Source organism: Marinobacter sp., assembly GCF_048266785.1.
Classification (GTDB): Bacteria; Pseudomonadota; Gammaproteobacteria; order Pseudomonadales; family Oleiphilaceae; genus Marinobacter.
The window spans coordinates 574,339-599,353 of the sequence record NZ_JBLWYX010000001.1 but is presented as its reverse complement, the minus strand read 5'-3'; the positions used below and the strand labels follow the sequence as shown (position 1 = coordinate 599,353).

Below are 25,015 nucleotides of genomic sequence, written 5' to 3'. Positions count from 1 at the left end.
TTGGCAACATGGCTGAGCAACCGGCAAATAAAGCGACCCCGCCGCGCAGCAATGCGCGGGTTATAGGCTGGTGTCTCGCCAGCGTGGTCGGCATGTTTGCCTTCGGTTTTGCAATGGTGCCTTTGTATGACGTTTTCTGTGACATTACGGGCATCAATGGCAAGACCAGTGGTCGGTACGAATCCACAGAGCGCACGACTGCAGACATGACTCGCACTATCAAAGTGCAGTTTCTGGCGCAGAACGGGCCGGAGATGCCCTGGATTTTCCGCCCGGTGGCTCGCAGTGTCGAGGTTCATCCCGGTGAGGCGATTGCCGTAAAGTTTTACGCCGAGAACCCGACAGACCGCGACATGGTGGGGCAGGCGGTTCCTAGCCTGTCGCCATCGGAAGGAACTCTGTATTTCCATAAAACAGAGTGTTTCTGCTTCAATCAGCAGCCACTGGCAGCCGGCGAGAGTACAGAAATGCCTCTGGTTTTTATTGTGGACCGGGATTTGCCCAGCCACATCACCAAACTGACGCTGTCCTATACGCTGTATGACCAGGGTGAATCGCAGGCTGCTGCGTTGAAAACAACAACAATCGATAACGGATAAGCCATCGGAGATTGCTATGGCGGACTTTCAGACCTATTACGTTCCCGAACAAAGTAAGTGGCCCATTATTGCGACGGTGGGTATGGGGGTAATGCTCTTCGGAGCGGCCTCGATTATGGTCAGCAGCAAGCAGGGCCAAAGCACGAGCGGCGACTGGATGATATTCGCCGTCGGCATGCTGATCATGATTTACATGCTGTTTGGATGGTTTGGCAGCGTTATCAAAGAGAGCCGCAGTGGTCTCTACAGCGCGCAGATGGACCGTACTTTCCGTTGGGGTATGAGCTGGTTTATTTTCTCGGAAGTCATGTTTTTTGCGGCGTTTTTCGGCGCCCTCTTTTACGCCCGGGTGTTTGCTGTGCCCTGGCTTGGGGGTGAAGGCGACAGGGGCAGTTCCAACATGCTGTGGGAGGGCTTTCAGGCAACCTGGCCATTGATCAATAACCCGGATCCGGAGGCTTTCCCCGCACCTAAATCGGTGATCGGTGCCTGGGGTTTGCCACTGATAAACACCATTCTTCTGGTCAGTTCGTCATTTACAGTGACGGTCGCTCACCACGCGCTCAAAGCAGACAATCGAAAGAAGCTGAAAATCTGGCTGGGGGCTACGATAGTGTTGGCGCTGGCCTTCCTGTTTCTGCAGGCAGAAGAGTATGTTCATGCCTATCAGGAGCTTAATCTGACGCTCCAGTCCGGTATCTACGGCAGCACCTTCTTCATGCTCACGGGTTTTCATGGCTTTCACGTGATGCTGGGCACGCTGATGCTGATCATTATGCTGATACGCATTCAAAAGGGACATTTCACCTCGGACAACCACTTCGGGTTTGAAGCAACTTCCTGGTATTGGCACTTTGTGGACGTGGTCTGGCTGGGCTTGTTTGTGTTCGTGTATGTCATCTGATGCAACAGTGGCTTGCGGTCAGGGAGTCGGATGCAATGTCAGGCTCCCTTGCCACAGCGAAATCAGAATAACGGCCAGAAGAAGCACGCTCAGGGTTACCCGAATCGCGAGGGAGTTCACTACCCGGTTGGTTTTACCGCCATCTCTGATGAGAAAGTACAACCCGCTGAACAGGCTGACGATGACGGCGAGCATGAGAAAAATGATAAGGGCTTTGAGCATAAAAATTTCTCTGGTTTTTGTTCCTGTTGCTGGCAGACTCACTATAGCAGACCATGACTGAGGCAAAGAAAAGCTCTCGGCAATGGCATATAAACTGGCGGTTAATGGTTTTTACCGGCGCCTTTTTACCGCTACTGGTGAGCCTTGGTATCTGGCAGTTGAATCGGGCGGAAGAAAAACAGGTCATGCTTGAACAGTGGCAGCAAGAGGCACAAGATTTCAACTGGCCGGACCTGGTGGCCAGTGGACTGGAGAATGGCAGACCGGTTACGGTGACCGGGCTCTTCGGTAAGCGTAGCTGGCTGCTGGATAACCGGACCCGTGATGGCATCGCAGGTTACGAAGTGCTGACAGCCTTCTACCCGCTTCAGGGTCCGCCGGTTCTGATTAACAGAGGTTGGGTCGCGGCGCCGAGAACTCGAACTCAACTGCCGGATGTAGCTCCTCCTGACGGTATTTTCAGTGTGACGGGCCGCATAAATCCGTACCCGGAACCGCCGGTTCTATCCGGCAGAACCGTGCAACAGGAAGGCTGGCCCCGTCGGGTGCAAACGCTTCCATGGTCGGTTGCGAGAGCTGAGGTTGCAGAGTTTCCTGGTGCTATTATCCGGCTTCGGGATCGCGATCAGCCCGGAGCTTACCGTGCCGACTGGGAGCCGGATCTTATGGGGCCGCAAACCCATTATGGATATGCGACACAATGGTTTGCGCTGGCCTTGGTGCTGACTATATTGAGTGTATTAGCGAGTTATCGAAAGACAGGATCCAATAATGACAATGATAATGGCTAGCCGTATACCAGAGCAGGATGAGACCGACGGACCTACGCCTGAACAGGTCCGCAGAGGCCGGCGTACGGCGTTTTTGCTGTTTGCTCTTGGCTTTGGGCCAATGATTTTGGCCACGGTAATGTTCTATACCGGCTGGCTGAACCCGGCCGGGCACACCAATCAGGGCGTTTTGATTAGCCCGACAACGCCCGTGGCGGATCTCAGCCTTGAAACACTCTCGGGTGAGCCTCTGGCCAAGCGGTTCAGCGCGGACCAGACAGATCCTCAGTGGCTGCTGCTGGTCGCGGCCGGCGAGTGCGACAGTCGTTGCGAAGAGCTGCTCTACTTGGCCCGACAAGCAAACATAGCGCTGGGAAAAAACGCCAATCGAGTATCAAGAGCCGCTGTGCTGGGCAGTATTACTGGCGATCTGGCGGCACGTTGGCCGACGGAGTATCGCTTAATGGAGCGCTTGGTGCCGGCGGCAGGAACAACGCCAGCCTGGCCTGCCGGAATAAATCCGGAAAAAGAGCCACGCATCATGCTGATCGATCCATTTGGCAACGTGATGATGCACTATGGCCCGGAAAATTCTGGCAAGGATATGCTCAAAGATTTGAAGCATCTGCTCAAACTGTCGCAGGTTGGCTGAGGGCCGGCCCGGAGGAGTCATTTTGAGCTACTCGTACACCGCCCGCCCGCCAAAAGCCCGAGCCATGGTGAATTGGGCAACCTTTTCGGTGCTTCTCGCCGTTGTGGTGATCATGCTGGGCGCATGGACCCGCTTGGTTGATGCCGGGCTTGGTTGCCCCGACTGGCCGGGCTGTTACGGCTTCATAAAGGTGCCCCAGAGCGATTCGCACATCGCTATTGCCAATGCCCGGTTCCCGGATACGCCGGTGGATGTGGCCAAAGGCTGGCCGGAGATGATTCACCGCTACGCTGCCGGAACGCTCGGGCTGGTGGTATTCGGCTTGGCGGCGAGCGCAATTCGCCAGCGCCGGAGTGGCGTGCCCTTCAAACTGCCCTTGTTTATTGCGGCTTTCATTCTGCTGCAAGGGGCCTTCGGTATGTGGACGGTCACCCTGAAGCTCTGGCCCCAGGTTGTTGCCCTCCACCTCCTGGGGGGCTTCACCACGCTGAGTCTGCTTACGCTGCTGGTGCTTCGGCTTCGGAAGTTCTCAGCCGATCAGGCCGTGTCTCCAACAGCAGCACGCGTAACGCCAAACACGCCTGAACAACCTGCGGCCAGTCTGGCGGGTTTCCGCCCCTGGCTCTTCGGTGGCTTGCTACTGATCATTATGCAGATAGCCTTGGGCGCCTGGACGGCTGCAAACTATGCGGCAGTCGCCTGCACTGACCTGCCAACCTGTCAGGGCCAGTGGTGGCCAGATGGAATGGATTTCCAACACGGTTTCGATATTACCCAGCATGTTGGCCCCAACTACCTGGGTGGGCAGCTCACAGCGGATGGCCGGGTGGCGATACACGTAACCCACAGAGTTGGTGCGCTGGTGGTTCTGGGGTACTTTGCAGTTCTGCTGATATTGATCAGGCGTCGGGACCATAATCGTGAGCTGCGCGGCCCGGCAGGGCTGGTTACCGCTGCGCTGGCAGCCCAGATCACCCTTGGGCTTGCCAACGTTATGTTCCACATTCCCCTTCCGATTGCAGTTGCGCATAACGCCATGGGCGCTGGATTGCTGCTGTCGGTGATTTACCTGATCTGGCGGCACTATCAGTTGCCGCTACAGGCACAGGTTGAAACAGCAACACGTACAACAATAATGCATCAGGAGATTACGGCATGAATGAGCAAGTGAACGTACTGCCGGCCGATCGCGTTTCCAGTCGATCAACCCGTACCATTTCATGGAGGGATTATCTGGAATTGACCAAGCCACGGGTCGTAGCGCTGATGATCCTGACATCAGTCATTGGCATGCTGTTGGCGACCCCGGGCGTTCCCGGCTTGAGCGTGTTGATCTATGGCAACCTTGGCATCGCGTTCCTTGCTGGCGCTGCGGCCGTGGTCAACCACGTAGTTGACCAGAAAATCGATACGATGATGGCTCGCACCCGCAAGCGCCCGGTGGCCACAGGCAAAATCTCCCCGGTAGAAGCGATCGTGTTCGCAGCCTTGCTGGCCAGTGTTGGCATGGTGGTATTGATGTGGCAGGTGAACCACCTCACCGCATGGCTCACCCTGGCTTCTCTGGTAGGTTATGCCGGCGTGTACACGCTGTTCCTGAAGCGGGCAACGCCCCAGAACATCACGATTGGTGGTCTTGCTGGCGCCATGCCACCCCTGTTGGGCTGGACGGCGGTAACTGGCCAGGTAGAAGGCCATGCACTGTTGCTGGTTCTGATCATCTTCGCCTGGACTCCGCCGCACTTCTGGGCCCTGGCTATTCACCGCAAAGAAGAGTACGCAAAAGCCGGCATCCCCATGCTGCCCGTCACCCACGGCAACAAATACACCGAACTGCACATTCTGCTTTATACGTTGATGTTGCTGGCAGTCAGCCTGCTACCTTTTGTCACAGGCATGTCCGGCTGGATTTACCTGGCAGGTGCTCTGGCCCTCGGCCTACGCTTCCTCCACTATGCCATACGCCTGCTAAAAGGCGATGATCGCCGGGTCGCACTTAACACCTTCAAATACTCCATCACTTACCTGATGGCCCTGTTTGTGGTACTCCTTGTAGATCACTTCGTATTTTTCTGAAGCCGCACAGACTCTGCGGGGAGGAGGGGGGATGTCTTTTCTGCCGGGAAAAAATGTCTGAGCGCAGCGAGTTGTTTTTCCCAGAGGAAAAGGCGTCCCCCCTCCTCCGGACACTGTTTCAGAGCAAAGTCCGCTAATTGGAGTAATGATGAATCGTTCAGTTCAGGTGACGTTATTCGCACTGTTTTTGCTCGTGGTGCTGATTTTTGGCCTCGTGGTTGGACGTCAGGTTTTTCTGGTGGACGGCGGGGAGCCCACCCCGGCTCCGGATCTTGCCGAGATGAACACTTACGTTTATGACCAGCCGCGGCCCCTCGCAGAATTCACACTTACCAATGAAAACGGAGAAACCGTAACCCGGGAAAGCCTCCGGGGTCGGTGGACGTTTGCGTTCGTGGGTTACACAAACTGCCCCGATATCTGCCCGGCGGCCATGGCTAACCTGCGTCGTACTGGTAAGTTATTGTCGAATGAGCTGCCGCAGCCGGACTACCTTCTGGTCAGCGCGGATCCGGAGCACGATACGCCTGAGCAGCTGAAAGCCTATACCGGTTTCTTTGGCGAGAACTTCCATGGACTGACCGGGGATCTGGAAACGCTGCGTGTGCTGGCCACGAGTCTGAGTGCGGTGTTCGTGCACCGGCAGGTGGATGGGGAGTTACTGGTAGACCACAGCGGACATTTTGCACTGGTAAACCCGGATGGCGAGCTGGCGGCACTTATTCAACCGCCCCATAAACCCGAGCAACTCGCGGAGGCTTTTGAGCGCATTTACCTGTGGGCCAAAGCCAACCGTGAAAATGCCCGTTCCTGAGTCGGTTCAAGATGTGGCGCAGCCATGGTCAAGCTGACATGGCTGCGGAACTCGCTTAGACTGCCCGGCTGAAAATACTCTCGCCGGACCTACTGCATGTACCAACAGGGCACCACGACTCCGAAAGAGCTTCCCATAGATCACATCCTGCCAGAGCTGAAACAGACGCTGGAGCAGGCCACAACAGCCCTGCTGCAGGCGCCTCCAGGCGCCGGTAAAACAACCCGCGTGCCCCCGGCGCTGCTAAATGCGCCCTGGCTGCAAGGTCGTAAAATCCTGATGCTGGAGCCAAGGCGGCTGGCGGCGCGCTCGGCAGCCAGGTTTATGGCGTCGCAACTGGGCGAGAAGCCCGGGCAGATTGTGGGCTACCGGACGCGGCTGGATACCAAAGTATCTTCTGCGACACGCATAGAGGTCGTCACTGAAGGCATTCTCACCCGTCTGATCCAGAGCGATCCCATGCTGGAAGACTACGCCGCTGTGCTGTTTGATGAATTTCACGAGCGCTCCTTGCAAGCCGATCTCGGATTGGCTCTGGTGCGAGAGACACAGGAAGCATTGCGGGAAGATCTGCGGGTACTGGTGATGTCCGCCACACTGGACACGGCGCCCATTGCCCGCCTGCTCGGAGATGTACCCGTGTTAAGCAGCGAGGGCCGGGCGTTTCCGGTAGACACATTTTATCGTCCGGCGCGCACCTCGCAGCGCAATCCACGACTGGTGGATCAGGTGGTGGCTGTGGTTACGGAAGCCTTGGCGCAACAGCCGGGCTCGGTGCTGGTTTTTCTGCCAGGGGCTGGAGAGATTCACCGGGTGGCTCAGGCCTTGGCCGGACAGGTGGCCTCGAACGTGGTGATCGCACCCCTGTTTGGCAACCTCAAAGCGGCTGAGCAGGATCAAGCCATTGCACCGGCAGCTGCAGGCACCCGTAAAGTGGTGCTGGCAACCGCCATTGCGGAAACCAGCCTGACCATTGAAGGCGTGCGGGTTGTGGTTGATAGCGGCCAGCAGCGCCGGGCGGTGTTTGATCCCAACAGCGGTATGACGCGGCTGATCACCAGCCGGGTTTCCAAAGCTTCGGCGGAGCAACGCAAAGGCCGCGCGGGCCGGGTGGAACCGGGCGTGTGCTACCGGTTATGGAGTGAGTCCGAACAATTCGGGCTGGCGGAGTTTACGCCGCCGGAGATTCTCGAGGCGGATCTGGCGCCACTGGTGCTTGAGTTGGCCCAATGGGGCGCCCGTACGCCGGATAAGCTGGTGTGGATCGACTCGCCGCCCCCTGCGCATTGGCAGCAGGCCATGGAGTTGCTGCAGTGGCTGGATATGCTGGACGATGAAGGCGCGATTACCGAACACGGCAAATCGGCGCGGGCACTGGGCATCCACCCCCGGCTGGCGCACATGGTGGTCCTCGGGCGGTCGCTTGGGTTGGGCAGGCTGGCGGCTGAACTGGCGGCGTTGTTGGAAGATCGGGATTTGCTGGGCCAGGGCGCCGGTGCCGATATGCATGAGCGCATTCGTGCCCTTCGTGGTGAGCGCGGTTCCCAGCACATAGACCCGCACCGGCTCCAGGCATTGCGCCAGCAGGCAAAACGCTTGTCTGAGCGTGGCGCTACTAACAAAAGCGAGCAGGAAATGGTGCCAACGGCCATGGAAGTCGGTCGTCTGTTAGCGCTCGCTTATCCTGATCGTATTGGCAAACGGCGGCCCGGTGACACGCCGCGCTATCAGCTCAGCAATGGCAAAGGTGCGTTGTTGCGGGAAGACGACGGGCTGGCGCGGCATGAATGGCTGGTGGCTGCAGACCTGGATGGCAAAGCCAGAGACGCACGGATTTATCTGGCGGCGCCGGTGGATCTGCCTACTCTGGAAACCGATCTGGTGGCCCACGTTCGTGAGCAGGATGAGGCCGAATGGGATGATAAACGCGGGACCGTAGTGGCCCGGAAAACCCGTCGGCTGGGGGCCCTGCTTCTTGCCGAGAAACCTCTGACAAAACCCTCACCCGAGCTGATTCAGCAGGGTCTGCTCGCGGCCGTGCGGCGCAAAGGGCTCGAAAACCTGCCATGGACACCTGCAGCCCGGCAGTGGCAGGCCAGAGTCGCGCTGCTTGCCATACACTTTCCCGGCCAGTGGCCCGATGTCAGTGAGCAGGCTCTTGCAGAATCTCTGGAACACTGGCTGGCGCCTTTCCTCAGTGGTATCAGCCGTTGGTCAGAGTTGGGCAAAATGAACTTGCAGAACGCCTTGAGCAGCCTGTTGGAATATCCGCAACAGCAGCAGTTGGCAGAGCTTGCGCCAACCAGTCTGACGATTCCGACCGGCAGCTCCGTTACCCTGGATTACACCGCTGACAACGGCCCGATACTGGCAGCCAAGTTACAGGCGCTGTTTGGATGGACACAAACGCCTGTGGTGGCCGGCGGCAAGGTGCCAGTCCTGATACACCTGCTGTCTCCGGCTCGAAGACCACTTGCGGTCACAGCGGATCTGGCCAGTTTCTGGATTAACGTCTATCCACAGGTCCGTAAAGATACCCGTGGCCGCTATCCCAAGCATCCCTGGCCAGAAGATCCACTCACCGCCGTTGCCCAGCAGGGCATCAAAAGAAAATAATCCGGATGATTATTTTACAATTTTCCGGCTGTTGCTCAGATACCTCTCGCCAGCAGAGCGCACAGTGTCAGGGTCAGCATGCTCTGAAGCCTTGTGGACTTTCTCAAGAGTGTCCTCAAGTGCATCGATTTCGTCATCCAGTTTCTGCAAGGCATTTTCCAGAGTGTAGGTGAGCTGGTGCACTTCGTTCATGGCTTCCGGAGTCAGATCGCCGGCCAGCACTTTTTCCAGCTTGTTGTTGTACTCGGAGAAATTGACAACCGCTTGCTCGAGAGTGTTTGCAGGGTGGCCTTTAAAGTGATCACTGTCGCTGGCAAAGGCGGGCACCGCGATCAACAGGGAGGCGGCTACCGCAGTGAAGTGACGAAGACTTGTCATGATATGGCTCCGGGGTAAGGTCATGAATAAGGTAATGCGAATTATTATCAATGCGCTTCATGTAAGCCATGACCGTAATCAAGTAAGCTCATAAAAAAGCTTGCGCACAGATCGAAACTGTCTAAAATTTGCCCACTTTCTATCTGCGCGACGCCGTCCACATGCAATTCGTATCGTTTAATGTTTTTCGCACGCTCGGCTTCCCTGACACAACCGTACTCAAGCCGGAGCATTTCCTGCGCCATAAAGAACTGCTGAGCAATGCAGACTGGGTGCTGTTCCCCGAATACTGGCAGCTCAACGCACTGGTGCATGGCCTGAAATGCCGCGTTTTCCCAAGCGTTGCCAGCTACCGCATTGGCCATGACAAAGTTGAAATGACCCGGGCTTTTGAGGCGGTCGCGCCTGAACATACTCCCTGGACAATCATTGAGGCTAACGGCCCCCAGGAGCGCGAACACATATGGAGCGTTATGGTGCTGCCCTTTGTGGCGAAGTTGCCGAAGGCCAGTATGGGCGAAGGCGTGTGGCTGATTGAAACCCTCGCTGACTGGCGTAAATACTGCGACCGCACAGAGGTTCTGTATGTTCAGGAGTACCTGCCGCTGGACCGCGACGCGCGCGTTGTCGTGGTGGGCGATAAGGTAGTAACAGCCTACTGGCGCACTCAGGCTGATCAGGGGTTCTACAACAACGTGTCCAAGGGCGGCCGGATTGACAATAGCCCGGTGCCGGCGGTGATGACAGACCTGGCTCTCCGGCTTGCCCGGGCGCTGGAGGTGGATCACGCCGGTTTTGATATTGCTCTGGTGGAAGGTTATCCCTACGTGCTGGAGTTTAACCGTTTATTCGGTAACCAGGGCCTGGGCCAGGGCAGTGACCTGAAGGACGCCATTCTGGAATACCTGCTGCAGCAAAGTGAGCCCCGGGACCCCGGCGGGTCCAACACCCCCGAGCCATTCCACCCTGTGGCGGTCTGAACCCGGGGCTTGATCGGTTACAGGTTCTTGTACCGGTTGATATCGAAAATACCCGCCTGCAGGGGCTGATGCTCCTGCTGCCAGGCAGTGATGTCGTGGAGAATCTCCCAGAAATGTCGGTGAGCGCGATCACAGATCACGTCGGCGGTAATCTGACCACGACATATCGGCCCGCGAATGAAGGTGTGGGTAAAGTACTCTGCGTTATCCAGCATGTGCGCCCAGACATTTTTCCCGACAGAAAAGACACCCCACTCCCCGTCCTTTCTGCCATTGGCGGTGGCTGGCAACTGTTTAAATTATGGGTAGATATGCTGATATCTGTGGGGTTGGAAAAGCCTGATTATCGCGATTATTGTCGGGTGCCAATCTGTTTGGGTGCCTGTTACCACGCATAGTTTTATTACTCCCGGAGAGACACGCCATCCATGACTGAGTCAGCCAACGCTAACATCGCTGATTACTACACCGCTGAGACCTTTAACCGGATCAAAGCGTTTGCCGATGACAAAGAAACACCGTTTGTGGTTATCGATACTGCGACCATCAATCGTCAGTACGACGAGTTGGTGGATGGTTTTCCTTACGCCAAGGTGTATTACGCGGTGAAGGCAAACCCGGCTCCGCAGGTTTTGACCCTGCTGCGGGACAAGGGTGCGAACTTTGATATTGCGTCGGTGTATGAGCTGGAAAAGGTGATGGGGCTGAACGTCACGGCGGACAGGATCAGTTACGGCAACACCATCAAGAAGGCACGGGATATTCGTACGTTCTATGAGAAGGGTGTACGTCTGTTTGCCACGGATTCCGAGGCGGATTTGCGTAACATTGCCAAGGCGGCACCTGGCTCGAAGATCTACGTGCGCATTCTGACCGATGGCACGCAAACAGCAGATTGGCCGCTGTCCCGCAAGTTTGGTTGCGAGAACGATATGGCCATGGATCTGCTGATCCTGGCTCGGGATCTGGGGTTGGTGCCTTACGGTGTGTCTTTCCACGTGGGCTCCCAGCAGCGTGAAATCGGCGCTTGGGACTCAGCCTTGAACAAAGTGAAGGTCATCTTCGAGCGTTTGAAAGAAGAAGACGGCATCGAGTTGAAGATGATTAACATGGGCGGTGGCTTTCCAGCCAATTACATAAACCGCACCAACGAGTTGGGTGTGTATGCGTCGGAGATCACACGTTTCCTGAAGGAAGACTTTGGTGATGATCTGCCCGAGATTATTATCGAGCCCGGCCGCTCGTTGATTTCCAACGCCGGTGTTCTGGTCAGCGAGGTTGTTCTGATCGCCCGTAAATCCCGTACTGCATTGCACCGTTGGGTGTTTACCGATGTGGGTAAGTTCAATGGGTTGATCGAAACGCTGGACGAGTCGATCAAGTTTCCGATCTGGACAGACAAAAAAGGCGAAGGTGAGGACTGTGTGATTGCCGGGCCTACCTGTGATAGTGCAGACATTATGTATGAGCACCACAAGTACCCGCTACCACTGAACCTGGCCATCGGGGACCGCATGTACTGGTTGTCCACAGGCGCCTACACCACGACATACAGTGCAGTAGAATTTAACGGGTTTCCTCCGTTGAAGGATTATTACATTTAAAGCTTGAAGGCCTGCTTCATTGGGGGGGGCCGCGAAGCGGGGTGTCTTTTCTGCCGGGAAAAACAACTCGCTTTGCTCAGACATTTTTTCCCGGCAGAAAAGACACCCCGCTCCCCGGCCTTTGGCCATTGGTGGGAGCGCTTTATTGACGCTGGAGGTTGAGTTTTATTGCCAATGGAGAAACCAGTATTCCGTAGGCGATCATTACAGCTATGGCGTGTCTTATGTCGCCGGTCCAGTCTGAAAGCAAGCCGCCCAGCATGGGTACGGTGAACGCTATCGTATAACCCACCAGGAAGTTGCCGGCGGATAGCCTTCCGGTTTCGCTGGCGGGTACCAGCAAGGGTGGCAAGGCCACCATCATGATCAGTAATACGCCAGCGGTGAAGCTCATGAACGTTGCGCTGGCGATTGCCCACCATCCGGTAAACACTAACATCCCTACGGTTCCCAACAGACTGAATATCAGCATGATGATCAGCGGGGGTTTTTTGCCTACCCAGTAGCGGGCCATTTTCAACATCAGCAGTGATGCGATTACCTGGGCAAAGTTGTACCAGAAAAGGGCTTCGGTGAGGTTGTCGAACTCGCCTCTTTGCTCCAGTAAGGCGCCCAGATAGGCGTTTACGCCGAAAAACAGGGAGCCTGAGACGCCAAGTAACAAGCCCAGTTTAAGGGTGAGCGGGTTTTTCCAGTCTGGTAGCCAGGCGACTTTGCGGGTGGGCTGGGCCAGGTCGCGTTTGGGCAGAAACAGGGCTGCGGCGACCAGCAGTGCGGGCAGTGACCAGACCAGCATGGTTGCGCGCCAGCTGTTATCCAGTAGCGGCATGATGATTGGCAGGGTGATGCCGGCGCCTATGAATTCGCCCATCAGCATGCCGTTCATGTAGATCGCCGATCCGAAGGCCAGATGATTTGGTTCCAGCCAACGGGGCAGCAGCGCAGGTAATGCGGGTTGCATCATGGCAATGCCGATGCCCATAACGGCACTGGTGAGCATCAATGTAAGTGTGTCTGGTGCCAGGCCACGGCCTGCGGAGCCGATGACCATAATGAACATGGCTAGCGCCAGTGTATTGCGCGGGCCTATACGGGAAATGGACAGGGAGCCGGGCATGGCGCCTATGGCAAGCATCAGGATGGGCAGTGTGGTCAGAGCGCCGGTAAGAGTCTGGGAGAGTGCCAGTTCGTCACCGATAAAAGGTGCCAGCGGTGGCGCAACCAGTATCGGAATGCGCAAGTAAACGCCGGCCAGCCAAAGTAACAGCGCCACCGGCAGCAGGCTTGCTGACGATGGCGAGGTGGTTGGTGGTGTGGATGGCACGGGGTGTTCAGTTGCCGACAAGAAAGATCAGTCTTCGCTGGTATCCGGCAGATAGGCGCCGTCTGCGTCGTGTACTTCCTGGCCAGTGACGGGCGGGTTGAACGAGCAGATCAAGCGCATGTCTTCAGTGCCACCACGGAGGGTATGCTGATCATGTTTGTCGAGAGCGTAAAGCGTGCCATCCGAGATTTCGTGGGTTTCACCCGTGGCTTTGTCGGTAATGGTGCCGTTGCCGGCTACGCAGTAAACCGCTTCCAGGTGATGCTTGTACCACAGGTTCAGTTCGGCGCCTGCAGGGATAATTGTTTCGTGGAAAGAGAAGCCCATACCATCTTTTTTCAACAACATGCGACGGCTGGTCCAGCCCGGGCCATGCACTTCACGTTCGGTACCGATGATGTCCTTAACTCGTACAATCTTCATGAGCATTCCTCGTCATTTGATGGAATAGCCATACAGTATAAACATTCATTTCAGGTCCGATTCAACCGCCAGTCGTCATAAACTGCCATGCATTGCTCTATGGCGACGTGAAACCTGTGCTGCTGGCTTTCATCCAGAGGCTGCTGTTTACGGCATTTGTCCAAAGTTCTCTGGATGGTTTGACGGCTCTTTTTATCGAGGCGTTCGAGCCAGTGATGATCTGCGGGTTGCAGGTCGAGCAGCTCTCTGCCGGCGTGGTTGCGATGGCTGATGTGCCACCAGTGATCTACAGCTCGCCCCAGCACCACATAGCCAAACTGGCTGTCCTGCACTGGCCCGAAAGTAGCCGTTTTCAGGCCGTCCTGGAGCAGACCGATGTTCAGAACCGGCAGGGTAAACTTGCCGCCGTAAAAATAGCTCCCGGCCGCACCGATCAGGCCACCGACCAGCGCCCCGGTGCCCAGCGATGAGCCCAGTGTCAGAGCGTCCAGCCCCGCACCACTTACGGCGCCTGCACCGAAACCGGCTGTGGCCAGATAACGCTTGCTGACAGCCCAATGCTTGCGGCTGTCTTCCGAGAACAGATCATGATCGCTGTGCCATTCCAGTTCGGCTTCCTGTCGCCGGATGCTTTGATGCTGGTACAGATGCTCGATTTCCACCCGTAGAGATTGTTCCCGCTGGCGCTGGTGCTGATACCAGCGTTGCCGGAGTTGGTCCGCAAGGGTGCTGTCACTGGTACCGACTGCCTGATCCAGAGTCAGGGTGCGTTTTTCCTGGAACGACATCATGTCCTTCAAGGCTTTGGCAATGATGCCTGCCGCCTGGAGGCGACGTCGCTGGCGCTGGGCTAACAAATGATGTGTTGCCTGGTCCAGCGACTTCTCCCAGCCTGGCTCAAGCTGGCCAAAGGCCCGTAAAAGGCTGAGATGTTGCTCAAACGGGGCACGAACGGCGTCGAACTTGCGAACAACCTGAAAAAACTGGCCCAGTGCTGCTTGCCAGGTATCACTGTAATCGTCGGGCCCGATGCTGTTGATCAGTGCGAGGCTGGGTTGCCCTGTCCAGCGTAAAATGGTCATTTCGGCTTCGTGCTGGGCGCTGTAGGGGGAGGATCCATCCACCACGTAGATAATTCCGGCGCCTTCGATCAACGGCGTCAGCAGCTCACACTCGTCGGTAAAGCGGCCGTCGTCCTGATGCTGCAGAACAAACGCCCGCACGGTTTCGCTGTGATCCGATGCCGATACACTGTGGGCTTCCAGCCATTCGAGAACCCGCCGGGGGCGCTGGAAACCGGGTGTATCCACTAGCGTATAGAGAGTTTTTCCGTCTACGCTCAGTGGATACGATTGCCGGGTGCGCGTTGTGCCTGGTTCCAGTGCAATGGCGATAGCATCGTTCTGCGACAGAGTCGCCACGACGCTGGACTTGCCCTTGTTCGGGTGACCCACGACGGCAAAGATGGGTGCGGTATTCATTGGGTAACTCCCCCGCCCATGTCCGGAACGGCCCCGTGAATCGGTATAAGGCTGACCGTCACAAACTCCGGTCCTGCGCGCCTGGCAAACCTCAGCCATTGCTGAACCTGGTGGGCATCTGGCTCCCGCTCAATGCGAGTAGCCAGTGGCACCAGGGCGATCTGCGTTCCTTTGGGCCAGAGTTCTCTGGTGCTGGCCAATAAGTCCTCCAGTTCGCCGGTGGGCGGCTCCCAACTGCGGGTAACCAGCTGAACGGACTGGTTGGACCCTTGGGCCAGCTGGGCGGCTATCTGCTCCAGTGTCTGCCGGTCCTCCGCGAGAGTCATCTTGCCTCCTGCTTTGGCAATCAGGCTCTTGCCAGTGCTGAGCGCATCCGGCAGCTCCGGGTCGCCAGCACCGGCCCAGCACAATACGATGCGGGCATCCGGCAAGGGCTGTAGCTTCAAATCCGTTTCGGTGTCGGGCAGGTCTGAGGCGTCGTTATGGTCATTGCCGGTATCAAGCGCCGGTGTTTCCATACGGTACATTAACGCGCGCATCGCAGGATGACTGGCCAGCAGATGCCTGGATTTGCGGCGGATCAGCACGCCTGCCAGTATGAAAAGAACGAACCGGGGCAGCAGAGCCCAGGTTGTCCAGAGCATGGCAATGAAGGGCCACCACTGGCCCCAGCGCGCCGGGTTCAGGCTGCTTTCTCCCGTGGTGGCGCGAAAGAACCGGGTGGCCTCCACGAGCGCAGAGTCAGGAACGGCGGCCGGCCACAGCCAAGCCCAGGGTGTGGCAACCGCAGATATCATGCGGTGATAACTGCTTGCGTCGGTCTCGAGTGTCGTACTCCAGCCAAAGGCAAGATCCTGAAGCACTACCATAACCAGCAAAGTCGCCAGGCCAGCCAGAGCAAAACACAGCCCGCCCAGCTGCGCGGCCCGCGCCATGAGCATTGGCTGAAGCCTGACCGAAACGGCAGATTCGGGGTTGTTGCGAAAGCGCCGAAGCAGTCCACGCCACGGCTGCCAGCCGACCAGGGACTGAACCGTAGTCAACAGCGCGAGCAAAAACTGGAAGGCTACAAAGGCCAGAATGACGGTGACGTTGATGCGCTGCCCGCCGTCATAGAACAACAAGCCGAGCATGGTCAGTAAGCCGAACACAGCTCCTGCTGCCATAAAACCGCTGTTGATCCGGCGCCACAAACGCAGCGTCTGTTGTGCGAAGGATGGGCCTGCGCCGGGGCCGCTGAGATGGTTCATGTGTGCAAGCCAGCGTTTCGGGCCAGGCGTCACGCCTTGTTGTTCGCAGGTCAGTGCAAACTTGCGATCCCGCCGGTGCAGAAATGCCGGGGCCTGGCCATTGTCTCTCTGGGCGCAGGCATCAAAATCCAGCAACAGGCGGAGGGGGTGGTCTGTCATGAACGGTTCCGGTTGTGAATTCGGTCTGTCTATCTTTGGTGGTAGGATATCGGTAATACCCTGTCCGATACCAGACAACGAGCTTTCATGCCCCACCACCTGATGAATTTGCGCCACGTGCCGGATGACGAAGCCGAGGAAATACGGGCGCTGTTTGAGGCTCACGATGTGCGCTTTTACGAGACGCCGCCAAGCCGCTGGGGTATCAGTATGGGTGGTTTCTGGGTTCACGATACCGACGAAGCTGACCGAGCCCGAGCCCTGTTGCAGGATTACCAACGCCAGCGGTTGCAAAGCCAGCGTGCGACCTATGAGGCGCGGCGCCTGAGTGGCGAAACAGGTGGAGTCTGGCATATGTTCCGGCATAAGCCAGTTCGCACGCTGGTGGCCTGCTTTGCCATTTTGGTAATGATTGGTCTGAGTCTGCTGCCGTTTATCCACATAGGTTAGGTTCCCGGGCCATTCCACAAGGCGAATTTATGCTTTGCGGACAGGGCTGGATTTGTGTCGCTTTAATCGGCTGTCCGACAATCAAGACGACGTCCGGTTTTCAGGACATGTCGGCTGTAGTAACCCCTATAACAGGGTGTTCCAATGTGAATCCGAGTCCCGGCGGGAGTAAAGCTGTCCGGGAATCAGGACGAATATTTCTTCTCGCCAAAACAAATCCTGGGAATAATCAATAAAAACAAACGCGTAAAATTATGGCACAGGACGCGCATGGGTGTCGTTTCGGGTCGTGGTCCCGACCCGTTCTTAACAACAACAAATAAGGAACGACCATGAAACGTATAATGATGGGCACCCTGATCGGTGTCACCGTGTTCGCATCGAGTGTCTGGGCGAAAGGCAATTCCCCCTTCAACGCGCTGCCCGAGTTCATCCAGGGCGATATTGCGCAGACCACCTACGATGGCATCACCGACGATCTCCTGACCGCTGGTCTCGGCGCCTCCGGATTCGTCGGTTCGGCGCCAGTTTTTAACGAACCGCTTGCGCCAACGCCCGCCGAACTTCGGCGACTGGCGATCTACAACAATTACCGGGCCTTGGTCGACACGGCTCCCGGTGGCGGATACGGTACCTTCTTTGGCCCCAGTGTGGGCGCCACCGGTGAAGGTCGGATTGCCGGCGAGGAATATCTTGCCTTCATGACGGTGCCGGGCAGCAACGTGCCGGTAACCGTCATGGCTCAGGTACCTGAGAGCTTCGATCCGCGCAACGCCTGTATGGTGACCGCACCCTCTTCGGGTTCCCGGGGTATCTATGGCGCGATCGGCACCGCCGGTGAGTGGGGGCTGAAGAAGGGCTGCGCCGTAGTCTATACCGATAAAGGCACCGGCACGGGCTCCCACAATCTGGAAACCAATACGGCCCAGCGCATGGATGGCACTCTGACCGGTGCGGACGAAGCGGTCCAGTTCCGTGCAGATCTGTCTGACACGGCCCGGTCGGATTTCAGTGCGGTCTGGCCGGACCGTTTTGCTTTCAAACACGCCCACTCCAAAGCCAATCCTGAGGCGGATTGGGGGCGTTACGTGCTGCAATCCATTGAGTTCGGTTTTTACGTGCTCAACGAAAAATTTGGCCGTGAGCTGGGCAACGGGAAAACCCTCATCACGATCAAGCCAAAGAAAACTCTGGTTATTGCCTCCAGTGTTTCCAATGGTGGCGGTTCATCCGTTCGCGCTGCAGAGCAGGACACGCAAGGTCTGATCGACGGGGTGGCGGTATCCGAGCCCAATGTGAATCCGGTTGTGGATACAGGCTTCACCATTGTTCAGGGTACCGGCACCGCAATTACCGAGCACAGTCGCAGCCTTTTCGAGTACACCACTGCGCTGGCGGTGTACCAGGGTTGTGCCAACCAGGCACCGGCTATCCGTGATATCGCACCACTGAACGTGCTTAACGCGACGGCGGTGCGTGAAAATATCTGTAACTCATTGGCTAGCAAAGGGTTGCTCAGCGGTGCCGCCAGCGCAACCATCGACGACTACGCTATCGAGGCACAGCGTATCCTGAACGAGGAATTCGGCATCCAGCCCGAGCAGAACCTGCTTGCGCCGGTGCATTTTGCCTCCAAGGTTGCCCAGAGTATTTCCATGACCTACGCCAACGCCTATGCCCGTGCCGGAGTTGAAGACCGGGTGTGCGGGCTAAGCTTTGCCGCCACGGATAAAGACAACGCCTACGCGGTAAGACCGCTGACACCGACCGAGGAAGCAGCAGCCTTTGCGACCAGTAACGGTATCCCACCCACTGCGGGAGTCGATATTGTTTACGATGACGCTGCAGGCCAGCCCACGGCACTTCCCACAAGTGTATCTCCAAGCAGCAGTCAGATGGATTATGGCCTGGACGCCTTGTTGTGCTTGCACGGCCTGGCCCTGGGTCGTGATGCCGTTACAGGAGATGCTTTGACAGGTACCGATGCTGCGCTTGCTGCTGCGATCTCCGAGGGCATCGAAGACATCAGGGCAACCGGAAACCTCCGTGGCAAGCCTGCGGTGTTTGTGACCGGTCGGGCGGATGCCATTCTGCCCATCAACCACACATCCCGGCCCTACTACGGACTTAATCAGCGAGTTGAGGGAGCTGGCAGCGAACTTCGTTACTACGAAGTACTCAATGCTCACCACCTCGATATCCTGAACCAGTTTCCGGGTATTGGTGACCGCTATGTGCCGCTACACCATTACTATTTTCAGGCTCTGGATCTGGTGTGGGAGCGCTTGACCAACGGCACCGAGCTGCCGCCTAGTCAGGTGGTCCGGACCACGCCACGGGCAGATTTTGCAACACCGCTGGCTGAGAGCAACCTTCCTGTAATTGCAGCACAACCGGCAAATGGAGATCTTATTCGCCTGGTTGGTAACGAGTTACACATCCCGGAATAACCGTCTTTTTGACCGTCGCGCGCGTCCTCTCATTTGCTCAGGCTGCTGAGAGGGCCATATACTTCCGACAGAACACCCGGCTTGCCGGGTGTCAGGGCTTTCAACATGAATGATATTGAACCCGGCGGTACGCAGTACATGACACAGTTGTTTGGTGAGAAAAACAAAAACGGGCTGACTCGGGAACTTATCGAAGCGCTTTTCCCTATGTTCGAGGAAGCCAGCGCAGGGGCAATTGCCGTAGATCGTGATGCCCGCATTACCTGGATGAACAGCAGCTATTCGCAACTGCTGGGCCTGAAAGACACAGCCAGTGCCATTGGTCGCCCGGTGCGCCAAGTGATCCCTGGAACCCGCATGCCCGAAGTTGTGGAAACCGGCAACCCCCTGCTGCTCGACATCATGGAGCATCACCAACAACAACTGGTGGTTACCCGGTTACCCTTTTATAACGAAGCCGGACAGATTGAAGGCGCTGTAGCGTTTGTTCTCTACGATGACCTGCAACCGCTCACGCCCCTGGTCAGCAAGTACCGGCGGCTGCATCAGGATCTCGCCGCGGCCCGCAAGGCGCTGGCTAAAAAAGCGAGGAGCACTCGATACAGTCTCGGAGATTTTGTTGGCGCCAGCCCTGGAGCCCTGGAAGTGAAGCGCCGTGCTCGTCTGGCTGCCGGCCGTGAGATGGCCGTGCTTTTGCTGGGTGAAACCGGCACCGGCAAGGAGGTACTGGCCCAGGCAATCCACTCCGTCTCCAGCCGCGCAGAGAAGCCGTTTGTGGGTGTGAACGTGGCGGCCATTCCCGATAATCTTCTGGAGGCTGAGTTCTTCGGTGTCGCGCCAGGCGCTTATACCGGCGCAGACCGCAAGCACCGGGAGGGCAAGTTCCAGCTCGCGAACGGTGGCACGCTGTTTCTGGACGAAGTCGGCGATATGCCCTTGCCGTTGCAGGCCAAACTGTTGCGGGCCCTGCAGGAAGGTGAAGTCGAACCGCTGGGCTCCAACAAGGTAGTATCTGTGGATGTCCGCGTTATTGCGGCAACCAGCCGCAATCTTGAAGCCATGATCGCCGATGGCAGCTTCCGCTCGGATCTGTATTACCGGCTCAACGTGTTGGAGATCCCCATACCACCCCTGAGAGAGCGTCTTGCCGACATCGGGTTGCTGTGCGAAACCCTGCTCTGGGAAATCAGCGAGGGGCTGGGCATGCGGGCGGAAATTACCGATGCCGGCGTGGCGGCCTTGGCCAGTTACGACTGGCCCGGCAACATCCGCGAACTGCGTAATGTGCTGGAGAGAGCCCTGACCATGAGTGAAGAAGGTGGCGTTCTGGATGCCGATGCCATGTTCAAGGTGCTGCCTCGGGCCGGGGTGCGTCCGGCCTCTCAGATTGCGCCGCGACCCATCAGGCGATTGGCTGAAACCCTGGCAGAGGCGGAAGCTCAGGCCGTGGAAGAGGCCCTGGTTGCAAGCAGGGGAAACCGCACCAAAGCCGCCCGGCTATTGGGCATTTCCCGCTCGGTACTGTACGAGAAACTGGCCAAGATGTCCTGATTTCCGGACAGGTGTCTTGATATCAGCACAAGTACGTACGACTATAGGATTATGTTGTCCGATTTTTCGGACATTTCGGAAGCTCATAAATGTCTGATTCTCTTCCTATCTATCTGATATAAAAGATAAAAAAAGTTCTGGCACAGTCCATGCTCATTCTCGAATGCAGGACGTCAGAACAACGCAGAAAACAAGACTGGCGCTTTCGTTGGACCCGAAAAATACAAATGTCTGTCTCGTTTCCTGCGATGTCTGACTACACTCAGACCTGGCTTGTCAGGAAAATCATCCTGCCGGCCAACTACAACAACAATGTCAGGAGACACGCCAATGAAACTCTTCAAGGCCCTCACCGGTATCGCTGGTGCGATTGCCCTTACAACGGGATCGGTATACGCAGACGATCTGCGTTGGAAAATGCCAGTCGCCTTCTCCACCAATCTCCCTGGCCTGGGTTCGCCTGCCGCCTGGGTTGCCGATAATCTCAACACTGCTTCCGACGGCAGTATCCAGGTTCGCGTCTATGAGCCCGGCAAGCTGGTTCCAGCTTTCGATATCCTGCAGTCTGTTTCCGACGGCAAGGTTTCCGCAGGTTACACCTGGATCGGTTACGACCAGGGTAAGGTGCCTGCGATTCCGCTGTTTGCGGCTGTTCCCTTTGGCATGAAGCCCTGGGCCTACACCGGCTGGTACTACTACGGTGGTGGCCATGAAATGTTGCAGGAAGTCTACGCCAACAAGGGCTTCAAAGTGCACGCGCAGCTGTGCGGCATTATCGGGCCTGAAACAGCTGGCTGGTATAAAGACAAAATCAACACCCTGGAAGATTACAAAGGTCTGAAAATCCGTTTCGCCGGCCTCGGCGGCAAGGTTCTGGAAAAGCTGGGTGCCTCGGTCACCATGATGCCCGGCGGTGAGCTCTTTCAGGCGTTGGAAAAAGGCACAATCGATGCGACCGAATTTTCCATGCCTGCCATTGACCAGATTCTCGGATTCGACCAGGTGGTCAAGTACAACCTCTTCCCCGGCTGGCATCAGCAGTTTACTGCCCAGTACATGCTGATCAACAAGGATGAGTGGAACAATGCGACCGATGCCCAGAAAGCACTGGTTGAAGCCTCCTGCACCGCCGCGACAACTCTGGCCCTGGCCGAAGGCGAGTACAAGAACGGCAAGGTTCTGGCCGGCTTCCAGGCTAAGGGTGTCAGCGCTGACCAGATCCCCCGCGAGGTCCTGCAGGACTTGAAGAAGGTTACCCAGGAAGTGCTGAAAGAAGAAGCTGCCAACGATGCTGACTTCAAACGCGTTTATGACAGCCAGAACGAGTTTATGGAGACCTACAAGGTGTGGGATTCACGCGCCTATGTTCCATCGGATCTTTAAGATCCGGGGCTGACCCTGAGCATCGGCTCAAATTCCGATGCTCTCCGACCAAGTCTGGATGGCCCTTCGGGGCCGTCCTTGTTTCGCAGCATAGGCTTTCTGAGCGGGGAATTATTCCATGACGGTGTCTGATCAAGACTCACCGCAAAACTCGCGGGCACCGGTGCCCGACGCAGGTGAATTTCTTCACCACCACACAGAGCTACCGACAACCCGGGTCAGTCAGCAGATGGACCGCGTGATTGCGGCGACCGGCAAGGCTGCGTCCTGGCTCTGGGTGGTGCTAACAGGCGTGATCATCTGGGCGGTGGTTGGCCGCTATGCCTTTGACCATGGTTCTGTAACATTGGAAGAGGTCCAGTGGCACCTGGCCGGCATGGGCTGGCTGCTGGGACTGGCCTATACCCTCGTGGTCGATGATCACGTGAGAGTGGATGTACTCCACGAACGCATGTCCCTGAGACGTCAGGGTTGGGTTGAACTGCTCGGCCTGTTGTTCCTGTTGTTACCGTTTCTCGGGTTGGCGATATACGAAATGATTCCCTATGCCTTCAGTTCCTGGCAACAGGGTGAAACCAGTCAGGCGCCTGCCGGGCTTCCATACCGCTGGGTACTCAAAGGTGTCGTGGCATTGTCGTTTGTTCTTCTGGCTCTGGCTGCGCTATCCCGTTTGTTGAAAGTCACTGCACTGCTTTTCGGTTTTCCGAAGCCAATCCCTGTCAAGACCGGGAATGACAAGAAAGAGGATGCGTCCTGATGGAGCTTGAAACCCTGTTTGTAATCGGTATGTTCCTGACGTTCGGGGCGTTACTGATGACCGGCTTTCCGGTTGCCTGGGTGCTGGGCGGCACCGCAGTCATCTGGACATTAGTCGGTGTAGTGGCCGTTGAAAATTTTGGTGCCAATCTCTGGTTTGACTATGCCTCCTCTATGGGGCTCATGCCCGAGCGGGTATGGAAAGTCGTAAACAGCGAGACCCTTGTGGCTCTGCCCATGTTCATCTTCATGGGCATCATGCTTGACCAGTCTGGTGTCGCCGAGCGACTGATGAACAGCATGGTAAAACTGTTTGGCGCGGTTCGCGGCGGATATGCGGTAACGGTGATTATTATTGGCGTACTGTTGGCAGCCACCACCGGTATCATTGGTGCTTCGGTCGTGTTGTTGGGCATGCTCTCTTTGCCAGTGATGATGGAGAACAAGTACGACAAGGGGTTTGCCGTGGGCACTGCCTGTGCCACCGGTACCCTCGGGATCCTGATTCCTCCTTCCATCATGCTGGTGTTGATGGCTGACCGGTTGGCGGTTCCGGAAGCCTCGGTGGGTGATCTGTTCATGGGAGCATTCTTGCCTGGCTTGCTGCTGGGTGCGATGTACGTTGCCTATGCCATCATCCGCCCCATGCTGCAGCCGCATATTGCGCCTGTGCCTGAGGGTACTGAGAAAGTATCCTGGAGTATTGTCTGGGAAGTAGCCAAGGCCGTTCTGCCCACGGCTGCGCTGATTCTCGGTGTGCTTGGTTCTATCTTTGCCGGTATAGCCACGCCCACGGAAGCTTCCGGTGTCGGCGCCCTGGGTGCTCTTTTGCTGGCTGTGATGGCAAGACGACTGAACATGGAAGTGCTCCGCTCATCAATACAACAAACCACCCGCACGTCTGCGTTTATATTTGCAATTTTCCTTGGTGCGACGGCCTTCTCTGTTGTGCTGCGGGGGCTTGGTGGCGACGAGGTGATCAAAGACGCGCTGCTGGGGCTGCCATTCGGGCCCTACGGTGTGGTGTTGAGCATTCTTTTCGCGGTGTTCCTGCTTGGTTTCTTCCTCGATTGGGTTGAGATCACTCTGATTATTCTTCCGTTGGTCGCCCCGGTTGTCCAACATCTGGAATTCAACCTGGTGTGGTTCACCATACTCTTTGCCATGTGCTTGCAGACGTCGTTCCTGACGCCACCGGTAGGCTTTGCGCTGTTCTACATCAAGGGCGTGGCGCCACCGGAAATCACGGTAATCGATATCTACAAGGGCGTCATGCCCTTTATCATTATTCAGCTGATAGCGTTGGCGATCGTATTCCTGGTGCCCGAGATCGCAACCTGGCTGCCCAGCGTGGCTTACGACTAAGGAGATAAAACCATGCGTCTAGAAAAACGGATTGCGTTGATTACCGGGGCGGGGCGTGGCATCGGCCGCGCAATCGCCGAGCACTATGGCCGTGAAGGTGCTCGCGTTGCGGTCGCGGATCTTACGCTGGAAAGCGCACAAGAGGCCGTAGACGCCATAGAAAAAGCCGGTGGCACAGCGATGGCTCTGGCCATGGACGTGACGGATGAAGCTGCAGTCGATGCAGGTGTTGCCGCCATTGTGCAAGCCTGGGGCGGCCTCGACATCGCTGTCGCCAATGCCGGTATCCAGCACATAGACCCGGTGCACAAACTGGCGTATGCGGACTGGCGCCGGGTGATCAGCGTGCATCTGGATGGCGCCTTTCTGGTAACCCGGGCCGCGCTCAAGCAGATGTACGCCAGCGGCGGGGGCACTATGCTGTACATGGGGTCTGTGCATTCGCTGGAGGCTTCGCCTCTGAAGTCGCCTTACGTGGCAGCAAAACACGGTATGTTGGGGTTGTGCCGTGCAGTTGCCAAAGAAGGTGCCGAACATGGTGTGCGCAGTAATATTATCTGCCCGGGCTTTGTGAGAACGCCGCTGGTAGATAAACAGATTCCGGAACAGGCAAAAGAGCTTGGACTTTCTGAAGAGGAAGTCATCAGCAAGGTCATGCTGAAGAACACAGTGGACGGCGAGTTCACTACGCTGGAAGATGTTTCCGAAACGGCCGTACATCTTGCGGCCTTTCCTTCGGCCGCCCTCACTGGCCAATCTATTGTCGTCAGCCACGGCTGGCACATGCAGTAAGCAACAGGAGCGACGG

Annotated in this window: 23 protein-coding genes and 1 pseudogene; 17 read left to right on the top strand and 7 right to left on the bottom strand. The window is 56.9% G+C overall.

Translation table 11 applies throughout. The annotated features are described in order from the left end of the window. Nucleotides 1–8: 8 nt before the first annotated feature. Both ACN0V1_RS02820 and ACN0V1_RS02815 read left to right on the top strand, forming a co-directional pair. The gene (locus tag ACN0V1_RS02820; RefSeq protein WP_417543522.1) at nucleotides 9–599 is read left to right on the top strand and encodes a cytochrome c oxidase assembly protein; all 591 of its coding nucleotides are present in this window, start codon (nucleotides 9–11) and stop codon (nucleotides 597–599) included. A gap of 16 nt (nucleotides 600–615) precedes the next feature. Next, nucleotides 616–1,503 (top strand): cytochrome c oxidase subunit 3, encoded by an 888-nt coding sequence (locus tag ACN0V1_RS02815; RefSeq protein ID WP_417543521.1) that lies wholly within the window; start codon nucleotides 616–618, stop codon nucleotides 1,501–1,503. A gap of 18 nt (nucleotides 1,504–1,521) precedes the next feature. Here the strand turns inward: ACN0V1_RS02815 and ACN0V1_RS02810 are convergent, their stop codons facing one another. Then, nucleotides 1,522–1,725: a twin transmembrane helix small protein gene (locus ACN0V1_RS02810; RefSeq protein WP_417543520.1), complete on the bottom strand. Its 204-nt coding sequence runs from the start codon at nucleotides 1,723–1,725 to the stop codon at nucleotides 1,522–1,524. 53 nt (nucleotides 1,726–1,778) lie between these two features. Between ACN0V1_RS02810 and ACN0V1_RS02805 the strand changes: the two genes are divergently transcribed. The 6 genes from ACN0V1_RS02805 to hrpB all read left to right on the top strand — a co-directional run bounded on the left by ACN0V1_RS02805 (nucleotide 1,779) and on the right by hrpB (nucleotide 8,653). Beyond that, entirely contained in the window at nucleotides 1,779–2,516 is a 738-nt protein-coding gene (locus ACN0V1_RS02805) for an SURF1 family protein (protein ID WP_417543519.1), read from the top strand. Further along, a complete protein-coding gene (locus ACN0V1_RS02800; RefSeq protein WP_417543645.1) occupies nucleotides 2,503–3,147 on the top strand; it encodes a hypothetical protein in 645 nt (214 codons plus the stop codon). The genes ACN0V1_RS02805 and ACN0V1_RS02800 overlap by 14 nt, the downstream gene beginning before the upstream one ends. A 64-nt stretch (nucleotides 3,148–3,211) precedes the next feature. Next, entirely contained in the window at nucleotides 3,212–4,306 is a 1,095-nt protein-coding gene (locus ACN0V1_RS02795; RefSeq protein ID WP_417543644.1) for a COX15/CtaA family protein, read from the top strand. Next, complete coding sequence (gene cyoE, locus ACN0V1_RS02790; protein WP_417543518.1) at nucleotides 4,303–5,223, top strand: heme o synthase; 921 nt, start codon at nucleotides 4,303–4,305, stop codon at nucleotides 5,221–5,223. Before ACN0V1_RS02795 ends, cyoE begins: the two co-directional genes overlap by 4 nt. Before the next feature lie 148 nt (nucleotides 5,224–5,371). Beyond that, the gene (locus ACN0V1_RS02785) at nucleotides 5,372–6,037 is read left to right on the top strand and encodes an SCO family protein (protein ID WP_417543517.1); all 666 of its coding nucleotides are present in this window, start codon (nucleotides 5,372–5,374) and stop codon (nucleotides 6,035–6,037) included. Between the two features lie 96 nt (nucleotides 6,038–6,133). Then, nucleotides 6,134–8,653, top strand: coding sequence for an ATP-dependent helicase HrpB (gene hrpB, locus ACN0V1_RS02780; protein WP_417543516.1), 2,520 nt, complete (start codon nucleotides 6,134–6,136; stop codon nucleotides 8,651–8,653). Nucleotides 8,654–8,662: 9 nt separating this feature from the next. Here hrpB and ACN0V1_RS02775 read toward each other — a convergent pair whose 3' ends face one another. Then, a complete protein-coding gene (locus ACN0V1_RS02775) occupies nucleotides 8,663–9,031 on the bottom strand; it encodes a DUF6746 family protein (RefSeq protein ID WP_417543515.1) in 369 nt (122 codons plus the stop codon). Between the two features lie 161 nt (nucleotides 9,032–9,192). On the opposite strand from ACN0V1_RS02775, the gene ACN0V1_RS02770 reads away from it, so the two are divergent. After that, on the top strand, nucleotides 9,193–10,011 hold the full coding sequence (locus ACN0V1_RS02770) for an ATP-grasp domain-containing protein (RefSeq protein WP_417543514.1): 819 nt from the start codon (nucleotides 9,193–9,195) through the stop codon (nucleotides 10,009–10,011). A gap of 53 nt (nucleotides 10,012–10,064) precedes the next feature. Here ACN0V1_RS02770 and ACN0V1_RS02765 read toward each other — a convergent pair. Beyond that, nucleotides 10,065–10,226: pseudogene (locus tag ACN0V1_RS02765) on the bottom strand (fatty acid cis/trans isomerase); the annotation flags it as partial. 213 nt (nucleotides 10,227–10,439) lie between these two features. Here ACN0V1_RS02765 and ACN0V1_RS02760 point away from each other — a divergent pair. Further along, on the top strand, nucleotides 10,440–11,615 hold the full coding sequence (locus ACN0V1_RS02760) for a type III PLP-dependent enzyme (protein ID WP_417543513.1): 1,176 nt from the start codon (nucleotides 10,440–10,442) through the stop codon (nucleotides 11,613–11,615). 142 nt (nucleotides 11,616–11,757) lie between these two features. Here ACN0V1_RS02760 and ACN0V1_RS02755 read toward each other — a convergent pair whose 3' ends face one another. Genes ACN0V1_RS02755 through ACN0V1_RS02740 form a run of 4 tightly spaced genes read right to left on the bottom strand, consistent with a single transcriptional unit; the run spans nucleotide 11,758 to nucleotide 16,252 of the window. Further along, nucleotides 11,758–12,960, bottom strand: a complete 1,203-nt coding sequence (locus tag ACN0V1_RS02755; RefSeq protein ID WP_417543512.1) for a CynX/NimT family MFS transporter — start codon at nucleotides 12,958–12,960, stop codon at nucleotides 11,758–11,760. A 6-nt stretch (nucleotides 12,961–12,966) separates the two neighbouring features. Continuing rightward, nucleotides 12,967–13,362, bottom strand: a complete 396-nt coding sequence (locus tag ACN0V1_RS02750) for an ectoine synthase (protein WP_291944667.1) — start codon at nucleotides 13,360–13,362, stop codon at nucleotides 12,967–12,969. Between the two features lie 50 nt (nucleotides 13,363–13,412). After that, nucleotides 13,413–14,843, bottom strand: a complete 1,431-nt coding sequence (locus ACN0V1_RS02745; RefSeq protein ID WP_417543511.1) for a GTPase/DUF3482 domain-containing protein — start codon at nucleotides 14,841–14,843, stop codon at nucleotides 13,413–13,415. Next, nucleotides 14,840–16,252: a DUF2868 domain-containing protein gene (locus ACN0V1_RS02740; RefSeq protein ID WP_417543510.1), complete on the bottom strand. Its 1,413-nt coding sequence runs from the start codon at nucleotides 16,250–16,252 to the stop codon at nucleotides 14,840–14,842. Before ACN0V1_RS02740 ends, ACN0V1_RS02745 begins: the two co-directional genes overlap by 4 nt. Before the next feature lie 87 nt (nucleotides 16,253–16,339). Here ACN0V1_RS02740 and ACN0V1_RS02735 point away from each other — a divergent pair, with 87 nt between their 5' ends. The 7 genes from ACN0V1_RS02735 (at nucleotide 16,340) to ACN0V1_RS02705 (ending at nucleotide 24,999) form a co-directional block, all read left to right on the top strand. After that, a complete protein-coding gene (locus tag ACN0V1_RS02735; protein WP_417543509.1) occupies nucleotides 16,340–16,702 on the top strand; it encodes a DUF6164 family protein in 363 nt (120 codons plus the stop codon). A gap of 332 nt (nucleotides 16,703–17,034) precedes the next feature. After that, nucleotides 17,035–19,152, top strand: a complete 2,118-nt coding sequence (locus ACN0V1_RS02730) for a 3-hydroxybutyrate oligomer hydrolase family protein (protein WP_417543508.1) — start codon at nucleotides 17,035–17,037, stop codon at nucleotides 19,150–19,152. A 138-nt stretch (nucleotides 19,153–19,290) separates the two neighbouring features. Then, complete coding sequence (locus ACN0V1_RS02725; protein ID WP_417543643.1) at nucleotides 19,291–20,703, top strand: sigma-54 interaction domain-containing protein; 1,413 nt, start codon at nucleotides 19,291–19,293, stop codon at nucleotides 20,701–20,703. Between the two features lie 330 nt (nucleotides 20,704–21,033). After that, nucleotides 21,034–22,086 (top strand): TRAP transporter substrate-binding protein, encoded by a 1,053-nt coding sequence (locus tag ACN0V1_RS02720; RefSeq protein WP_417543507.1) that lies wholly within the window; start codon nucleotides 21,034–21,036, stop codon nucleotides 22,084–22,086. Nucleotides 22,087–22,204: 118 nt separating this feature from the next. Beyond that, nucleotides 22,205–22,843 carry a TRAP transporter small permease subunit gene (locus ACN0V1_RS02715; protein WP_417543506.1) on the top strand — a complete coding sequence of 213 codons (639 nt, stop codon included), beginning with the start codon at nucleotides 22,205–22,207 and terminating at the stop codon, nucleotides 22,841–22,843. Then, nucleotides 22,843–24,207 (top strand): TRAP transporter large permease, encoded by a 1,365-nt coding sequence (locus ACN0V1_RS02710; RefSeq protein WP_291944687.1) that lies wholly within the window; start codon nucleotides 22,843–22,845, stop codon nucleotides 24,205–24,207. The genes ACN0V1_RS02715 and ACN0V1_RS02710 overlap by 1 nt, the downstream gene beginning before the upstream one ends. 12 nt (nucleotides 24,208–24,219) lie before the next feature. Next, complete coding sequence (locus ACN0V1_RS02705; protein WP_417543505.1) at nucleotides 24,220–24,999, top strand: 3-hydroxybutyrate dehydrogenase; 780 nt, start codon at nucleotides 24,220–24,222, stop codon at nucleotides 24,997–24,999. Nucleotides 25,000–25,015 lie beyond the last annotated feature (16 nt).